Below are 17,396 nucleotides of genomic sequence, written 5' to 3'. Positions count from 1 at the left end.
CCGCTTTCTTTTGCCTACTTTTCTTTGCGGCGGCAAAGAAAAGTAGGTGCCGCCCCGCACAGGGGCGACGCTTGAAGGGCGAAGGCATAGCGCGGATGCCAGCGAAAAAGCAAGAACACCGATAGGCAACGTCCGCGCCGCGAAAGCACAACCTGCGAATGCCAGCAAAGCGCCATGCAAACCAAAACACAGCGCCCGCTGGCAAAACCAAACCCAAACCCTAAACCTTAAACCCCACTCTTCGTAACGACAGGAACCCAAACCCCATTCTTAACCTGATACAGCGTAGAAGCAGCACTCTTCAACGCCCCCGTGGCATCAAACGAAATCGTCCCCGTCACCCCTTCAAAACTGATCGACTTCAGCGCGGAGCGATAAACCTTCGGATCCGTCGACTTCGCCGTCTCCATCGCCTTGATCACGGCCCACGCCGCGTCATACCCGAACGGCGCATACGACAGAATGTCATCGCCAAACCGCTTCTTGAACTTCGCCGAGAAGTCCTTGCCACCCGGCAGTTGCGCGAGCGGACGGCCATACTCCCACGCCATCGCGCCTTCGGCCGCATCGCCAGCAAGCTTGATGAACTCAGGGTCTTCAACGCCGCCGCCACCCAGCAGTTGCGCCGTCATCCCAAGCTGCTTCATCTTCTTCGCAATCGCAGCCGCCTGCGTATCGAGCCCGCCGAAGAAAATCAGATCGGCATTGGTCGACTTGATCTTCGTGAGCTGCGTGCTGAAGTCGACAGCCGTGTTGCTCGTGAACTCGCGCGCAACGATGTTGCCGCCCGCCGCCTTCACCGCCTTCTCGAACTCGTCCGCTTCACCCTGGCCGAATGCCGTGCGGTCGTCGATGATCGCAATGCGCTTGGCCTTGGTGGTTTTCACTGCGTACGTGCCCGCGTTGCCGGCGTTTTGCGCGTCCGTCGAGATCACCATGAACGTGTTCGCAAACCCACGATTCGTGATGGTCGGGTTCGTCGCGGCAGGGTCGATCATCGGAATGCCCGCCTGCTCATAAATCTGCGAAGCGGGGATCGTCGTGCCCGAATTGAAATGGCCGACGATGCCCGACACGTTCTGGTCAACCAGTTTCTGCGCGGCCTGCACGCCGATGCGCGGGTCGGCCTGATCGTCCTCGGACACGAGATCGAAGTGAGCGACCTTGTCGCCAATCTTGATCTTCTGCGCGTTGGCTTCCTCGAGGGCAAGCCGCACGCCGTTCTGCAGGTCTTTGCCGTAGCCGGCGTTGGCGCCCGTCATCGGCGCGGCGAAGCCGATTTTCACGGGCAGTTCGTCGGCGGCGAAACTGGCGAGCGGCGCGATGGACAGCACGGCGCCCAACATCACGGCAAACGGGTTCAGCGTCTTGCAAAAGCTCATGGTTTCTCCTTACATCGGCAGACAGGGATGGGAAAAACAGCCGGCTTGCAGTGCGCGCCGCGCGTGATTCGAAAGCGCGGCGCTGCCGGTCGGATTGCGCGATGCAGTGTGTCGACAGGTCTCCTTCAATGCGTATGCAAACAATGCACGGACTAAAAACACGGACGAGATTACGGACGATGCAGTGTGCAAGGCAATGCTGGAAAACACCAAAGCCAAAACCATTGCGCGCCGTCTGTCGACGGACCGGGAATGTCGCGCAACCCGCGTGCTGCAGCCGATCCGTGGCGCGAATATAGAAAGCCAATATGCGTGCGTCTTGGCAGTTCGCGGCATGTTGGATGCGCATTTCAGCACAGCGCCGCCGCTCGTTTTTAAGCGTCGGCTGCGAAGATGAAGCGGGATGTCGAGCAGGAGGGCGCGGAGGAGGGCCGCGTGATGCGCTTGCCGTGCCGCCTGATCGGGCACGTTTGAAGCGCGCAGCGCCTGATGCCGAAAGCGCTGCGCGCAGGTGTGTGCGTAGGTGTGTTCTAGCGCGGGGCGTTCACTGCTCGCCCTGCATACGCAACAGTTCTTCGCGCAGACGTAGCAGCGGTTCCTTCACGTCGTCTTCGGCCCACGTATCGAGGTCGTCGATCGCGCGGTGACAACCGTCGAGCACCACGTCGAGATCGACGGGCACGCCATTGGCCAGCGCGAACTGGATGGTTTCCGCGAACTGCTGGCACTCGTCTTCACCGTACGAGATGTCGAGATTGTCGGCGATCACCTGGGCGATGTTGCTGCGCGCCTTGTCGTCGGGCGTGACCATGTCGACGATGCCGCGCGCGACGGCGGGCGAATAGTACAGCGCAATATCGAGCCATTGCGCGGCATCGAAATCCGCTTCGCCGAATTGCGCTTCGAAGAATTCGATCGCTTCCTGCTCGTGCGTCTCGTCTGCGTCGACGCTGATGCACAACTCTTCAAACTGCTCTTCACGTTCGCTGCGGATAGTGCCGTCCATCGATGCCTCTCTTGCCAGTCAACCAGTGCCAATAAAAAATGCCGCGCGTTTTTACGCGCGGCACGCATTATAGGACGTCAGGCTGACGCAGGCGTGTCTCGTGCCCGTTGCCTTAAGTCTGCTGCTTACGCCGACTCCACCACCCACGCATCGAACCATTCCCGCGGACGGGCGATTTCATCCTGCGCGGCGATGATCTCCAGCTCATAACGCCCGGCGTCCCACGTCGCGTGCACGACGGCGTTCACGGCGGCGACCGTATGCTCGAACGCGCTACGCACCGAGTCGCCGAGCAGCGTGCGCGCGACGAACACCGCGCTCGTCAGATCGCCGACGCCTACCGGCTGCCGCGCGAACGGATAGAGCGGCCGTTGTCCCATCCAGGCTTCGCGCTCCGTGACGACGAGCATGTTGAAGCGGTCCGCGAGGCTGTTGCGATCGAGCAGATGCTTGACGAGCATCATCCTCGGCCCGCGCTCCATCACCTCCCGGCACGCCGCGACGGCTTCCTCGACGGTCTCGATCTCGCGTCCCACGAGCCGCTGCAACTCGCTATGGTTCGGGCACATCACGTCGGACACCTCGGGCATCGTCCGGACCAGAAACTCCTGGATGCCCGGCTCGACGCGACAGCCCGTCGACGTGCCCATCACCGGATCGCAGAAATAGCGTGCATGCGGATTCGCCGACTTCACGGCGCGCACGATCTCGATCACCGACTGCGCCTGCTCGGGCGTGCCGAGATAGCCCGACAGCACCGCGTCGCAGCGCGGCAGCACGCCGATCGCGCCAATCCCTTCGACGAGCGCGAGCATCTGCGACGCATCGATCGCACTGCCTTCCCAATGACCGTACTGCGTATGGTTCGAGAACTGCACCGTGTTGAGCGGCCACACATTGACGCCAAGACGCCGCATCGGGAACACCGAGGCGCTGTTGCCCGCGTGCCCGAATACGACGTGCGACTGGATGCTCAGAACGTTTTTCATGTCGAACCGATACGGCGCGGGAAGGGCGCCGGAAGAAAGAATGCGCAACGGATGAGCAGCTTCGATGCACCGCTTTGGCGCGGCGAACAACGAACGACGATGCGCGACAGCGCATCGCCGACAGGGCGCGTCACGCTCTGTTCATCACAAGATACATGAGTTTTCGCGCGCCGGAATCGATCCGGCCCCGTCGTGTTGCGCCGAACCATCAATGCGCTAGCCGATGTTGCGCAAGATCATGCGGCGCGCTTATCCGCTCACACCAGCTCGCGGTACAGCGCGAGATAGCGTTCTGCCGACGCGCCCCAGCCGAAGTCCTGGCGCATCGCGCGGCGCTGCGTGGCTTTCCAGTCGGTGCGCCGCGCGTACAGCGCGAATGCGCGGCGGATCGCGGCCGTGAGCGCTTCCGGCTCGAAGCGCTCGAACACAAAGCCTGTTGCCTGATCGTCGGCGATGTTTTCCAGCGAGGCGTCGACGACCGTATCAGCAAGGCCGCCCACGCGATGCACCAGCGGCAGCGACCCATACGCGAGCGCATAGAGCTGCGTCAGGCCGCACGGCTCGAAACGCGACGGCACGGCAATCACGTCGCTGCCCGCGACGATCTGATGCGCGAGCGTTTCGTCGAAACCGAGTTCGACGGCGACGCTTTCGGGATGCGCCTGCGCGACGAGTTGCAAGCCGTTTTCGAGCGCCGGGTCGCCCGTGCCGAACACCACCAGTTGGCCGCCGCGCTTGATGATTTCGGGCAGCGCCGCGAGCAGCAGATCGAGGCCTTTCTGTTCAGTCAGCCGGCTCACGACGCCGAACAGCAGCGCGTCGCTTTTCGGCGCGAGATGGAAGCGCTCCTGCAGCGCGGTCTTGCACGCACGCTTGCCGGCAAGGCGCGTGTCCGTGTAGTGCGCGGCGATCAGCGAGTCGGTGGTCGGCTGCCAGATCGTATAGTCGACGCCGTTCAGAATGCCCGACAGATCGTGCGAGCGCTGGCTCAACAGCCCGTCCAGCCCGCCACCCTGCGCGAGCGTCTGGATTTCGCGCGCATAGGTCGGGCTGACGGTCGTGATGCGGTCGCTGTAGAACAGGCCCGCCTTCAGGAACGACATCTGTCCGTAGAACTCGACGCCGCTCATATTGAAGAAGTCGGCGGGCAGTCCGAGCTGGCCGAACTGCTGCGACGGGAAGACGCCCTGATACGCGAGGTTGTGGACGGTGAACACCGTGCGCGCGGCGGGCTTGCCGTGCTCGCGTTCGGCCGCTTTCAGATAGGCGGGCGCGAGCCCCGCGTGCCAGTCGTGCGCGTGGACGACCTGCGGCGCCCATGCGGGGTCGAGATGCTGCGCGATCTGCGCCGCCGTCCAGCCGAGCATCGCGAAGCGTTGAGCGTTGTCGCCGTACGGCACGTGTTCGGCGTCGAGATACGGGTTGCCGTCGCGGTCGTACAGCGTCTGCGCGCGGATCACGTAGACGACGAGGCCGTTCGCGCTCAGCGTGCCGCGCTCCAGCCTGACGTTCGACGCGCCGAAGCGATCGCCAATCCGCGCGACGGGCTGCAGGTCCGACAGCCCGGCTACCACAGCGGGAAAGCCGGGCAGCAGCACGCGGGCGTCGGCGCCCAGTTCGATCAGCGCGGGCGGCAGCGCGCCCACGACATCGGCGAGGCCGCCCGTTTTCAGAAGGGGATACAGCTCGCTTGCGACATGCAGCGCGCGGATCGTCATGGGCTTCAGTCCTGTTCGCTAGGGTTGCGGTGGATTGCGCAGTGTCGTTTCGGTGCGCCGCACGGTGTCGATCCGCGCCGTGCAGCGCGCGCATAACGGAGCTTGACGGAGCGCAACGGAGACCGACAGCGCGCGGCGGCACCCGCCGGAGTGCCGCGCACTGCGTCGCGCTTCGTCGCGTGCCGCCTGCGGTCGCCGTGCCTGCCGTGTCCGCCCGCCGAACGCTACCGTGCAGCCGCCGACTGCCGCTTGAGCGCCTCGGCCGTCACCAGCACGACGCCGCTGTCGGTCCGATAGAAGCGTTCGCCGTCGCGCACCGGGTCTTCGCCGATCACGGTGCCGTCGGGAATCTGGCAGCCGCGGTCGATTACGACCTTGCGCAGGCGGCAGCTCGCGCCGATCGACACCTGCGGCAACAAGACTGCCTCAGCGATGTTACAGAACGAACTCACGACCACATTCGACGACAGCACCGAGCGCGAAATCTGCGAGCCGGAGATCACGCAGCCGCCGCACACGATCAGGTTGGTGCCCGAGCCTTGCAGCCCGTTCAGGTCGCGCACGAACTTGGCGGGCGGCAGCTGTTCCTGGTGCGTCCAGATCGGCCAGTTGCGGTCGTAGAGGTCGAGCGTGGGAATCGTCGACGCCAGATCGAGATTCGCGGCCCAGTACGCGTCGATCGTGCCGACGTCGCGCCAGTACGGCTCGACGCTCGGGTCCGACGACACGCACGACATGCTGAACGGATGCGCGATCGCCGTCCCCGTCGTGACGACGCGCGGAATGATGTCCTTGCCGAAATCGTGGTCCGTCGCGACGCTGCTGATGTTCTCCTCGAGCAGCGAGTACAGGTAGTCGGCGCTGAACACGTAGATGCCCATGCTGGCGAGCGCGATGTCAGGCCGGCCGGGCATCGCGGGCGGATCGGCGGGCTTTTCGACGAAGCCCGTCACGCGGCGCTGCTCGTCGACGTGCATCACGCCGAATGCCGTCGCTTCCATGCGCGGCACCTCGATGCAGCCGACCGTGCAATCGGCGCCCGATTCGACGTGATCCATCACCATCCGCGTGTAGTCCATCTTGTAGATGTGATCGCCCGCCAGCACGACGACGTATTTCGGGCCGATCGAACGGATGATGTCGAGGTTCTGGAACACGGCGTCGGCCGTGCCGCGATACCAGTGCGCGCCTTCGACGCGCTGCTGCGCCGGCCACAGGTCGATGAACTCGTTGAACTCGCCGCGCAGGAAGCCCCAGCCGCGCTGCACGTGCCGCAGCAGCGAGTGCGCCTTGTACTGCGTGACGACGGCAATCCGGCGGATGCCCGAGTTCAGGCAGTTGGACAGCGCGAAATCGATGATCCGGTATTTGCCGCCGAAGTGCACGGCGGGCTTCACGCGCTTGTTCGTCAGCGGTCCGAGGCGCGTGCCGCGTCCGCCCGCGAGGACGATGGCGAGTGTCGTGTGTTGAAGATCGTTGAGGCTTGCCGGCGAATCCATGTGCGTCTCCGTTTATTGGTGAGCCCTGGTGGAAGCTTTTCTTTGCCCCGGCGTTGCTGTGTTTTTCTGTCTTTTATCTGACGCTGTGCGTTGTTGTTGTGGTCTTGGTCTTTTGCGCGATGGCTTCTGGCCCTGGCTGTCGGCTGGCGTCCGCAATGCACGTTCCCGCCGGCCAGCGATTAGTCTGGACCATGCGCCTGCCGCGCGCAACATGCCGCGTTCGCCATGCCACATTCGTGCGTGGTCCGGCGGGATAGGCCGCGCGCGGGCCGGTAGAAAAGGCGGCTTCGCGATGCCTGGCCGTCAGCCGTTCGGGCAAATTATGCCGGACGGACCAAGCGCAGAACCCGCGCGGGACTTGAAACGGCTGTTTGACGCGCGGGCGCGGCTGCTTCGGGCGAGGCCGTTGCACGCGCCGCTGCAAGCGGGCCGCGACGCGTGCATCATGACGGGCCTGTGTTTCCCTTGCTCCTGTCCTTGCCTTTGTCCGCCACCCTATGACACTCCGTTCATCCCTCGTTGCCGTTTCCCTGTCCGCCTGCATCGCCATGCTGGGCCTCGACGCGTGCGCCGCCGAAGCCGTCAATGCCGCCGCCGCGCCTGCGTCGAGCGCGGCCGCCGACGACGGTCCCGCGTACGGCCCCGAGTTGCAGGGCTTCAACTATCCCGCGCCCGTGCGGCAGTTCGAGTTCACGTCGCAGGGCGAGGCGCTGCATATGGCTTACATGGACATCGCGCCCGAGCATCCGAACGGCCGCACCGTCGTGCTGCTGCACGGCAAGAATTTTTGCGGCGCGACATGGGAAAGCACGATCGAGCGGCTGTCGACGGCGGGTTATCGCGTGATCGCGCCCGACCAGATCGGCTTTTGCAAGTCGAGCAAGCCGCAGCGCTACCAATTCAGCTTTCAGCAGCTGGCGCGCAACACGCATGCGCTGCTCGAATCGATTGGCGTGAAGAACGCGACTATCGTCGGACATTCGACGGGCGGCATGCTGGCCATCCGCTACGCGCTGATGTACCCGGCGCAGACGCAGCAACTGGTGCTCGTCAATCCCATCGGGCTGGAGGACTGGAAGGCGAAGGGCGTGCCGTCGCTATCTGTCGACCAGTGGTACGAGCGCGAACTGAAGACCACGGCGGACGGCATTCGCCGCTACGAGCAGGCGACCTACTACTCGGGCCAGTGGCGCAGCGATTTCGAGCCGTGGGTGCAGATGCTCGCGGGGATGTACCGCGGGCCGGGCAAGAAGGAAGTCGCGTGGGATTCGGCGCTGCTGTACGACATGATCTCCACGCAGCCTGTCGTGTACGAACTTGGGCTGCTGAAGATGCCGACGCTGCTGCTGATCGGGCAGACGGATACGACCGCGATCGGCAAGGACGCCGCGCCTCCTGAGGTACGCGCGAAGATCGGTCATTACCCGGAGCTGGGGAAGGCGGCAGCGAAGGCGATTCCGCACGCGACGCTCGTCGAATTCGCCGAACTCGGCCACGCGCCGCAGATGCAGGACCCAGCGGCATTTCACAAGGCGTTGCTGGACGGGTTGGCGGCGGTGCCGACGAATCGGTGAGCGTTCAAACGGCTTTCTGTCCCGCCAGCGTATTCCTGCGTTGTTCATCGATTGGAAAAACTGTCGGGGCATTTTGCGGTGCAGTGCCTCGTCTAGGCGACCGCATGGCAAACCGAACTGTTGAGTTGTAGGCGCCGTCACATGCCCGCAGGCAGCCACGGTGATGGCGGTCGCTGTGAGCGCATTCAAGCGAATCGCGAGCCGCCAGGATTTGTGCCTTGGCTACCGACCGCAAAAACCAGCGCTGCACGGCATGTTGTTGTGCTACGTTGTCTTCGAGCGTGCGACCGGCTCGCGGTCTGCCAGGCTGGGAGTAAATCAATGGAAAAAATGTACTCGTACAAAGGCTTTGAGGTCACCGTGAAGCTTGAGTCTGTGCGGGCTGTGTCAAGCGAATTCACATATGGGCCCCCGGTGGGGTACGTTGCAGTAGTGAGTATCTGCACGGTGGACCCGAGAAGACCGGTAGGCGCGCCGATTGGGCTCGTCGCGGAAGGAAATCAAGTCTTCGGCACGGAAGATGACGCCTTGACGGCAGGATTCAACGCAGCAAAACGAGTGATAGACGAGAGAGGCGCCCCTTGACGGGCGTTCTCATCGGCGGCGAGTCGTACAGCTGAATGAATCATCTGTTGCCGGAAACCATTGACCACGCGAATGTGCGTTCGAAACAAAGGCAGCGGTGCGCCTTCGCTTCAAACGGACGCGGGTGTGCGTGCCGGCGTGGTACCGGCTACCGCCGGGCTCAAGCGTCGCCTAGCTCCTCGCGCACTTGCGCGCCGATTTCGAACGAACGCAGCCGCGCCGCGTGATCGTAGATTTGCGCGGTGAGCATCAATTCGTTTGCGCCCGTCTGCTGGATGATCGAGCGCAGGCCGTCGCGCACCGTCTCGCGATCGCCGATCACCGAGCACCCCAGCGAGTGCTGCACGCTGCTCAACTCCATCTCCGACACGGCGAGGTGATCGACGGGCGGCTGCAACTGGCCCGGCGTGCCGCGCCGCAGATTGATGAACTGCTGCTGCAGCGACGTGAAGAGGCGGCGCGCTTCGTCATTGGTGTCGGCGGCGAACAGGTTCACGCCGACCATCGCGTAAGGCTTGTCGAGCGTCTCCGACGGACGGAACTGCGCGCGATACACGTGCAGCGCCTGCATCATGTAATCCGGCGCGAAGTGCGACGCGAACGCGAACGGCAGACCGAGCGCGGCCGCCAGTTGAGCGCTGAACAGACTCGAGCCGAGCAGCCACAACGGCACCTTCAGGCCGGCGCCCGGCACGGCGCGCACGCGCTGCCCCGGCACGGGATCGGCAAAGTAGCGCTGCAGCTCGACGACGTCGTCAGGGAACGAATCGGCGCTGCCGTTCAGATCGCGGCGCAGCGCGCGGGCGGTGGTCTGGTCGGTGCCGGGCGCGCGGCCCAGGCCCAGATCGATGCGCCCCGGAAACAGCGACGCCAGCGTGCCGAACTGCTCGGCGATCACGAGCGGCGCGTGATTCGGCAGCATCACGCCGCCCGAGCCGACGCGGATCGTCTTCGTGCCGCCCGCGACATGCGCGATCACGACCGACGTCGCCGCGCTCGCGATACCCGTCATGTTGTGATGCTCGGCGAGCCAGAAGCGCTTGTAGTCCCATTGCTCGGCGTGCTGCGCGAGATCGAGCGAATTGCGGAACGCATCGGCCGCGCTCGCGCCAGCCGTGATGGGAGAAAGGTCGAGGACGGAAAAGGGGATCATGGAATCGATGTGCGGCCAACTATCGTCTTTTGCAAGGACGAAGCGCGGGTCCGCGTGGCGTGCGGGAAAACGGGATTGTGCCAAAGCGCTCCCGTTCCTGCTGGCGGGCTGATCATGTCCCTGTCGGCAGCAGGGTCGGCGTGTGCGCGAATCGGAGGCCGCGCGGCCAGCGATGCAGAAAACCCCTGAAAACAGGGCTCGAAATGCATTTCCGGCCGCTTCGAGAAGGTCCGATGCGTGTGCCGTCGCACGGAATCACGCGCGCGCGGGCGTTAATGTGTCATCGTCGCCGCCAACGACGCGGATCTGCGCAATGCATGCCCGCGTGACGAGGCGGCGGCCTCCACGGACCTCGACGCCGGTCGGCCCCTCACGTCACGCGTAGGTCGGCTACGCAATGCACACCGGACGAACCGGGTCGGCCGGGTCAGCCGGGTGCAGGCAGGACGCCCGGCGCGTCGGCGCGGCGACTTCACACGCATCACGCAATCACGAGGCTGGCGTGCCGACGCTAATCGTTGGCCGCCGCACGCGAGATCGCATGCGATTCGTCAGCCGATTCGGTGTAAACGCGCTCTCGCGCATTTTCGAACCTGACGCTAGATTGTCAGCACTTGCCGGATAGTCGAGGGGCCAGCGGCCGCTGTCGTTGCGGTCGTCATAGCAGTGAAAATTGCGTCACGGCCAGAAGCACATGTGGCTTCTGGCCGAAACGCTTTCGATGTTGCTGCATTCGCCACCACGTTCCCCTTCGCAAGCCTTCTCCGTGGGTTCATCGCAGATCCCACTTCTCGCGCACGAGAAATCTCGCGTAGCAATTCTTTAACTTTCCATACACATCTGCACAGCCATCGTTCGCGATCCGGCTGTCGACCGGGTTATGCTCTGTGTCGTTCACATCATTTGTGTCTAGCAAGTTTTCGAAGATGGTTAATCGCACCTCGTTGCGCAACATGATGCTTTCCGTGGCCATGGCAGGCGCGCTGTCCGCGCTCGCCGGCTGCGACGACCAGCAGAGCGAGCAAGCAGTGCAAAAGCTCAAGGAATTTTTCAACGCCGTCAAACCGGATGCGCTGCTTCTGAAAGGACTCACGCCCGGCATCACGACGGAAGCGCAGATCCGCGACCAGATGGGCAAGCCCGAAACCGAGCGCCAGTTCACCGACGGCTCGAAGCGGTTCGAATATCCGCGCGGTCCACAAGGCCTCAACACATACATGGTCGACATCGGCCCGGACGGCACGTTGCAGTCGATCACGCAGGTGCTGACGGCCGCGAACTTCGCGAAGATCCGCTCCGGCATGACGGAAGACGAAGTGCGCCGCCTGCTCGGCAAGCCCGGCGAGGTGGCCGTTTATCCGCTCAAACCCGAGACGGTATGGAGCTGGAAGTGGCGCGAAGGCGGCGTCACCGAAGAGGGCTTTTTCAACGTGCACTTCGACGTCAATCACGTCGTCTACACGACCTCGCGCTCGGACGTGATGCGCGGGCACTGACGGAGGGCGGATAAGCCAGGGCGAGCAGGGCGACCGCAAGCGAAGGCTGGAAAGAGGGCTGAAAACGACAGACGAACGCCACGGTCCAAACAGAAAACGCCTGCAAACAAGGGAGAAAACAACAATGGCCACACGTAGGCGATACAAGCGCATCGGCCTCGTGCTCGGCGGCGGGGCCGCGCGCGGCTGGGCGCACATCGGGGCGATCCGGGCGCTGCACGACGCGGGCATCAAGCCGGACCTCGTGGCGGGCACGTCGATCGGCGCGCTGGTCGGCGCCGTCTATGCGAACGGCGATCTCGACTGGCTAGAAGAGTGGGTGACGGGGCTCACGTGGCAGTCGGTCGTGCGTCTGCTCGATCTGCGCTTTTCGGGCGGGCTGCTCGGCGGCAGGAAAGTCATCCAGGTGTTTGCGAACCGCTTCAACGGACGCGAGATCAGCCAGTTGCAGATGCCGTTCGCCGCCGTCGCGACGGAACTCGATTCGGGCCGCGAGACGTGGCTGCAGGACGGCGGCGTGGTGGATGCCGTGCGCGCGTCGATTGCGATTCCAGGCATTTTCACGCCGGTGCTGCATGAGGGCGTGTGGCTCGTCGACGGCGGGCTGTCGAACCCCGTGCCCGTATCGGCGGCGCGCGGCATGCGGGCCGACTGCGTGATCGCCGTGGACCTGAACAACGACATTCTCAATGGCCGCGACTTCGGCGGCGCGGTGGTCGATCTGCCGCCCATGCCGACGGAAGAATCGATCGAGGCCGTCATCGAGCGAGCCGTCGAAGAATCCGAGCAGCTGCCGCTCGATCCCGACGCGCCGCCGCCCGCGATCGCGACGCCGGCGCCGCCTGTTTTGCTACGGCGCAACGGCAAGCCGTTTCCGAACTGGCTGCAGCCTTCGCCCGAACAGCATTCGCGTGATGTGCGCGTGGCGCCTGCGCCGAGCGCGCGCGTGCCGTCGATGCTCAGTTCGATCGCGCAAAGCATCGACATCATGCAGGTGCGGATCACGCGCAGCCGCCTCGCGGGCGAACCGGCCGACATCCTGATCCAGCCGCGCCTCGCGGGTATGGGCATCTTCGACTTTCACCGTGCGGAGCCCGCGATTGCGGAAGGGCGCGCGGCCGTCGAGGCGATGCTGCCCGCAATCCGCGCATGTCTCGGCATCGATTGATACGTGACCCGATACGTGCTCAGTCCTCGGACCGCTTCGCCGCGATGATGCGGCACACGCGTTTGCCGGAACTGGCGCTCGTCGTGTCGTCGGCGAACAGGATCACGCAGCTGGTCAGCGCGTCCGTGACGAGCGACGGCTCGAACGCCGAGTAAAGCCGTCCATCCGGCTGGCGCGCGTCCACGCCCTCCGTCACGCGCCACGACAGATACAGCATGCCGTTGGGCCGCAGGATGCGCACGAGGTTGTCGACGGCATCGGTGATGGCGTCCACGGGCAGATGCATCAGCACGGTTTCGCAGACCACGTTGTCGAACTGCTCGTCGATCTCGGCGAGCGACGGCAGCGTCGCGGTGCGAAACGCAATCTGCGGATAGAGCCGCCGCGCTTCTTCGAGCAAACCCTCCGACGCATCGAACCCCGTCACGCGATACCCATGGTCCGCGAGCCATGCGGCGTCGCGCCCGTTGCCACAGCCGATATCGGCCGTCTTGCCCGTCGGCAGCAGATGGTTTTCCCACAGCGCATACATGTCGTCGGGCGGCGGCTGGTCGAGCCATTCGCGCGAGTAGCGGGCGGCGTCGTGAGTGTAGGCGTCGAGCGTCGTGGAGTCGGGGCGAAGTGTCATGCGGCGATCCTTGTCGCAGAAGCGTCGGGTGTCGAAGGAAGAAGCCAGTCTAACGCGGGTGCGTCGGGACGGCTTCCACGGGAAGCGCCTGGCAGTATCGGATGCGGCTGTCTTTCAGGGAAAGCCCCAATCGGCGCGGGTTTGCGAGCATGCGGGCGGCTTCGCGCGTCTATCGAAAAAGCGACCGCAAACTTGCTAATTCGCGGCACACGCAATGCGCGCACCATCCGCTTACAAACAGATAGCGCCCGCTATACCGGGCGTCCAACGCCCGCCATGCAGCGCCTTCGCGGATGTTGCGATGCACAACAAGCGCATGTCCCGGTTTGAGCAATTTATTTTTGCTTGCGAGTATCCGCGCCATGCCGCAGTTCGTTGTGGCTGTCCGGATAACCTCAAAGGAGACACGCGTGTTCTTATATGGCTTTGGCCCGGTGCTCCTCGAAGGCACGATCAAGACGATCGAGCTGTCGGTTCTTTCTCTGGCGACGGCCGTCGTGCTGGGGCTGGTCGGCGCGGCGGCGAAGCTGTCGTTGAGCCGGCCGATGCGCGCGATCGCGACGGGCTACACGACGCTGATCCGTTCGGTGCCCGACCTGGTTCTCATGCTGCTGCTGTTCTACAGCATCCAGATCGCCGTCAATAACCTGACCGACGCGTTGAACCTGCCGCAATTCGACATCGACCCGTTCGTCGCGGGCGTGCTGACGCTCGGCTTCATCTACGGCGCGTATTTCACCGAGACCTTTCGCGGCGCGTTTCTCGCCGTGCCGCGCGGCCAGCTCGAAGCGGGCGCGGCATACGGTATGAGCGGCGCGCGCGTATTCGCCCGCATCATGTTCCCGCAGATGATGCGCTTCGCGCTGCCGGGCATCGGCAACAACTGGCAGGTGCTCGTGAAGGCGACGGCGCTGGTGTCGATCATCGGACTCGCCGATGTCGTCAAGGCCGCGCAGGACGCCGGCAAGAGCACGTTCAACATGTTCTTCTTCATCCTCGTTGCCGCGGCGATCTATCTGGCCATCACGACCGTGTCGAACCTCGTGCTGATCTGGCTGGAGAAGCGCTATTCGATCGGCGTTCGACACGCCGAACTCTAATTCGCGCCACGCGCAGGAGACGATCATGATCGACATTCTCAACCAGTTCTGGCGCGCGTTCCTCTACTGGGACGGGCAACGTATCTCGGGTCTTGCCGTCACATTGTGGCTGCTGGTCGCATCGATCGGCATCGGTTTTGTGACGTCGATTCCGCTAGCTGTGGCGCGGGTATCGAGAAAGCGCTGGCTGTCGACGCCCGTGCGCCTCTACACCTACGTGTTTCGCGGCACGCCGCTCTATGTGCAGTTGCTGCTGATCTACACGGGCATTTACAGCCTCGAGTTCGTGCGCTCGCATGCGCTGCTCGATTCGTTCTTCCGCAGCGGGTTTCACTGCGCGATTCTCGCGTTCGCATTGAACACCTGTGCGTACACCACGGAGATCTTCGCGGGCGCGATTCGCGCGACCTCGCACGGCGAGGTCGAAGCCGCGCGCGCCTATGGCATGAGCTGGTTCACGATGTACCGGCGGATTGTGATACCGTCCGCGCTGCGCCGCGCGCTGCCGTTGTACAGTAACGAAGTGATCCTGATGCTGCACGCGACCACCGTCGCCTTCACCGCGACCGTACCCGACGTGCTGAAGGTCGCACGCGATGCGAACTCCGCGACGTACCGCTCGTTCGAGGCTTTCGGGCTCGCGGCGCTGATTTATCTTGCTGTATCGTTCGCGCTGGTTGCGTTGTTCCGGCGCGCCGAGCGCCACTGGCTTGCGTATCTGGCCGTGCGGCGTTGACCGGCCGAGAGCCCGTAATACGTAAGCACCGTTTCACCCGTCTTCACTCTGGGAGAGCACCTTGCTCCACACGACTCAAACGGAAGCCTGCAAGCTCGCCGTGCAGGACATCCACAAGCGCTATGGCGATAACGAAGTGCTGAAGGGCGTCTCGCTGAATGCCAACAAGGGCGACGTGATCAGCATCATCGGTGCGAGCGGGTCGGGCAAGAGTACGTTCCTGCGCTGCATCAATTTTCTCGAGCGGCCGAACGCCGGTCAGATCGTCGTCGATGGCGAAGCGGTGCGCACGAAGGTCGATCGTCACGGCAACTTCGAGGTCGCGGATCACAAGCAGCTGCAGCGCATCCGCACGAAGCTCGCGATGGTGTTCCAGCACTTCAACTTGTGGGCGCACATGAACGTGCTGGAGAACGTGGTCGAGGCGCCGATTCACGTGCTCGGCCTGTCGCGCAAGGAAGCCGAAGAGCGCGCGCGCGAGTATCTGGAGAAGGTCGGTCTTGCACCGCGTCTGGAGAAGCAGTATCCGTCGCATCTGTCGGGCGGGCAGCAGCAGCGTGTGGCGATTGCGCGCGCGCTGGCGATGAACCCGGACGTGATGCTGTTCGACGAGCCGACTTCCGCGCTCGATCCCGAGCTGGTCGGCGAAGTACTGAAGGTGATGCAGAAGCTCGCTGAAGAAGGCCGCACGATGATCGTCGTGACGCACGAAATGGGCTTTGCGCGCAACGTGTCGAACCATGTGATGTTCCTGCATCAGGGCCGCACGGAGGAAGAAGGCGTGCCGTCCGAGGTGCTGGCCACGCCGAAGAGCGAGCGGCTGAAGCAGTTCCTGTCGGGCAGTCTCAAGTAAGCGGGCGTCCCGCAGCACACGTTAATGCCACGTCCGTCGTCCAGTCCGGCACGCACGACTCAGGTCGCGATTGTCGCGTTGCCACCCGTTTCGATGTCGGGCGTGGGGCCTATTGTCGATGCGCTGAATCTTGCGAATGAGATTGATGGCCGCGCGTTGTACCGCTGGCAGGTGTGCTCGTGGGACGGCCGGCCGGTGCCGCTCGCGGGCGGCGCGCAGTGGCCTGCCGATGCCGCATTCGGCGATGCGATTTCATGCGACTGGCTGGTTCTCGTTAGTGAGCGCTTTCAGCAGTTTGCGGATTACCGGATGTTTCTTGCCAGTCTGTCGCGGGTTGGGCAGCGTACGCCGCTTGTGACGGGTATTCACCACGGCGTGTGGTGGCTGGCGATGGCGGGGCAACTCTCCGGCTATCGCGTGAGTGTGAACTGGGAGACGTATCAGCAGTTCACCGAGCAATTCGAGCGGTCGATCGTTACGCAGCAGATCTTCGAGATCGATCGTGATCGCGCGACCTGCGTGGGTGGGCAGGCGACGGTTGATTTCATGCTGGCCATGATTGGGCGTGAGCACGGGCCGGAGCTGGCTGACCGTATCGCCGATACTTTAGGCGTTGGCGTGCTGCGGTCCGGTGAAGAGCGTCAGCGGATTCCGTTCGTGACGGCGCCGGGCGAGCGGCATCCTCGGTTGAATGATGCTTTGCTGTTGATGGAAGCGAATATTGAGGATCCGCTGACTTCGGATGAGATAGCTGGGCTTGTTGGCGTTTCGCGTCGGCAGCTGGAGCGGCTGTTTCGGCAGTATCTTGGGTCGATGCCGTCGAAGTATTACCTCGGTTTGCGCCTTGCGAAGGCGCGGACGCAGTTGCAGCGGACTAGTAAGTCTGTTGTGCAGATTAGCCTTGCATGTGGGTTTTCTTCTGCTGCGCATTTTTCTAATGCTTATCGGGAAAAATTTGGCGTTACGCCGCGTGAAGAGCGGAGGAATTTCATCGAGAAGCAGCATGGCAGCGGTGGCAGTGCGGCGATTAGCGAGCCGCGGCCCGCGGCGTTGATTGAGCCGCCGGATCAAGAGGTTTAGGTTTTTTGTCTTGCGACGCTGGGGTGGTTTGCTGGTGTTTGCGCTGGCATCCGCGCTACGGTGTTTGCTGCGCGAGCTTCGGCGCGGTGTGTTTGCCTTTGCGCTGGCATCCGCGTTTTGCGTTCGTGGCACGGCCGGTTTGGTTGTTCTAGCCCTTGCGCTGGCATCCGCGTTTTGCCTTCGTGCTTCATGCGTCGCCCCTGTGCGGGGCGGCACCTACTTTTCTTTGCCGCCGCAAAGAAAAGTAGGCAAAAGAAAGCGGCTCACACCGCCAACTCTTCTTCCTGCCTGAGGGCCCCCAACGGCCCCGTCTTTCACGCGGTAACACAGTTGTTATCGTGCGTTGCCAACGCTCTCTCTGTACGCCTCACCCGCTTCATGCACCCGCTTCATGCACCCGCGTCGCAGCACGCCGTGCCAGATAGTCCT

At 63.6% G+C, this 17,396-nt stretch carries 15 protein-coding genes; 8 read left to right on the top strand and 7 right to left on the bottom strand.

Features of this window, described 5'->3' with window-relative positions; genetic code table 11:
* Positions 1-227: 227 nt before the first annotated feature.
* Entirely contained in the window at positions 228-1,382 is a 1,155-nt protein-coding gene (locus SB822_RS42840) for a branched-chain amino acid ABC transporter substrate-binding protein (RefSeq protein WP_007738431.1), read from the bottom strand.
* 196 nt (positions 1,383-1,578) lie between these two features.
* Here SB822_RS42840 and SB822_RS42835 point away from each other — a divergent pair, with 196 nt between their 5' ends.
* Complete coding sequence (locus SB822_RS42835) at positions 1,579-1,779, top strand: hypothetical protein (protein ID WP_039902266.1); 201 nt, start codon at positions 1,579-1,581, stop codon at positions 1,777-1,779.
* 147 nt (positions 1,780-1,926) lie between these two features.
* Here SB822_RS42835 and SB822_RS42830 read toward each other — a convergent pair whose 3' ends face one another.
* The 4 genes from SB822_RS42830 to glgC form a co-directional block, all read right to left on the bottom strand.
* Complete coding sequence (locus SB822_RS42830) at positions 1,927-2,388, bottom strand: hypothetical protein (RefSeq protein WP_079499225.1); 462 nt, start codon at positions 2,386-2,388, stop codon at positions 1,927-1,929.
* A 125-nt stretch (positions 2,389-2,513) separates the two neighbouring features.
* Positions 2,514-3,377: a pyridoxal kinase PdxY gene (gene pdxY / locus SB822_RS42825; protein ID WP_009770434.1), complete on the bottom strand. Its 864-nt coding sequence runs from the start codon at positions 3,375-3,377 to the stop codon at positions 2,514-2,516.
* A 257-nt stretch (positions 3,378-3,634) separates the two neighbouring features.
* A complete protein-coding gene (gene glgA, locus SB822_RS42820) occupies positions 3,635-5,095 on the bottom strand; it encodes a glycogen synthase GlgA (RefSeq protein WP_086919197.1) in 1,461 nt (486 codons plus the stop codon).
* 224 nt (positions 5,096-5,319) lie between these two features.
* The gene (glgC, locus tag SB822_RS42815; protein ID WP_007738423.1) at positions 5,320-6,594 is read right to left on the bottom strand and encodes a glucose-1-phosphate adenylyltransferase; all 1,275 of its coding nucleotides are present in this window, start codon (positions 6,592-6,594) and stop codon (positions 5,320-5,322) included.
* 548 nt (positions 6,595-7,142) lie between these two features.
* Between glgC and SB822_RS42810 the strand changes: the two genes are divergently transcribed.
* Positions 7,143-8,168: an alpha/beta fold hydrolase gene (locus SB822_RS42810; RefSeq protein WP_410857517.1), complete on the top strand. Its 1,026-nt coding sequence runs from the start codon at positions 7,143-7,145 to the stop codon at positions 8,166-8,168.
* A 745-nt stretch (positions 8,169-8,913) separates the two neighbouring features.
* Here the strand turns inward: SB822_RS42810 and SB822_RS42805 are convergent.
* Positions 8,914-9,906, bottom strand: coding sequence for an LLM class flavin-dependent oxidoreductase (locus SB822_RS42805; RefSeq protein ID WP_410857516.1), 993 nt, complete (start codon positions 9,904-9,906; stop codon positions 8,914-8,916).
* A 926-nt stretch (positions 9,907-10,832) separates the two neighbouring features.
* Here SB822_RS42805 and SB822_RS42800 point away from each other — a divergent pair.
* Entirely contained in the window at positions 10,833-11,402 is a 570-nt protein-coding gene (locus tag SB822_RS42800; protein WP_410857515.1) for a hypothetical protein, read from the top strand.
* A 124-nt stretch (positions 11,403-11,526) separates the two neighbouring features.
* Positions 11,527-12,570: a patatin-like phospholipase family protein gene (locus tag SB822_RS42795; protein WP_410857514.1), complete on the top strand. Its 1,044-nt coding sequence runs from the start codon at positions 11,527-11,529 to the stop codon at positions 12,568-12,570.
* Positions 12,571-12,589: 19 nt separating this feature from the next.
* On the opposite strand, the gene SB822_RS42790 is transcribed toward SB822_RS42795, so the two are convergent.
* A complete protein-coding gene (locus SB822_RS42790) occupies positions 12,590-13,198 on the bottom strand; it encodes a class I SAM-dependent methyltransferase (RefSeq protein ID WP_410857513.1) in 609 nt (202 codons plus the stop codon).
* 410 nt (positions 13,199-13,608) lie between these two features.
* Between SB822_RS42790 and SB822_RS42785 the strand changes: the two genes are divergently transcribed.
* The 4 genes from SB822_RS42785 (at position 13,609) to SB822_RS42770 (ending at position 16,967) form a co-directional block, all read left to right on the top strand.
* Positions 13,609-14,298, top strand: coding sequence for an ABC transporter permease (locus SB822_RS42785; protein ID WP_009770427.1), 690 nt, complete (start codon positions 13,609-13,611; stop codon positions 14,296-14,298).
* Positions 14,299-14,323: 25 nt separating this feature from the next.
* The gene (locus SB822_RS42780) at positions 14,324-15,034 is read left to right on the top strand and encodes an ABC transporter permease (RefSeq protein WP_007738405.1); all 711 of its coding nucleotides are present in this window, start codon (positions 14,324-14,326) and stop codon (positions 15,032-15,034) included.
* Between the two features lie 61 nt (positions 15,035-15,095).
* Complete coding sequence (locus SB822_RS42775) at positions 15,096-15,887, top strand: ABC transporter ATP-binding protein (protein ID WP_410857512.1); 792 nt, start codon at positions 15,096-15,098, stop codon at positions 15,885-15,887.
* Between the two features lie 24 nt (positions 15,888-15,911).
* Positions 15,912-16,967 (top strand): GlxA family transcriptional regulator, encoded by a 1,056-nt coding sequence (locus tag SB822_RS42770; protein WP_410857511.1) that lies wholly within the window; start codon positions 15,912-15,914, stop codon positions 16,965-16,967.
* Positions 16,968-17,396 lie beyond the last annotated feature (429 nt).

The organism is Paraburkholderia sp. SIMBA_054, from assembly GCF_046534875.1.
Taxonomy (GTDB): Bacteria; Pseudomonadota; Gammaproteobacteria; order Burkholderiales; family Burkholderiaceae; genus Paraburkholderia; species Paraburkholderia hospita.
This window is presented reverse-complemented; position numbering and strand designations above follow the sequence as displayed.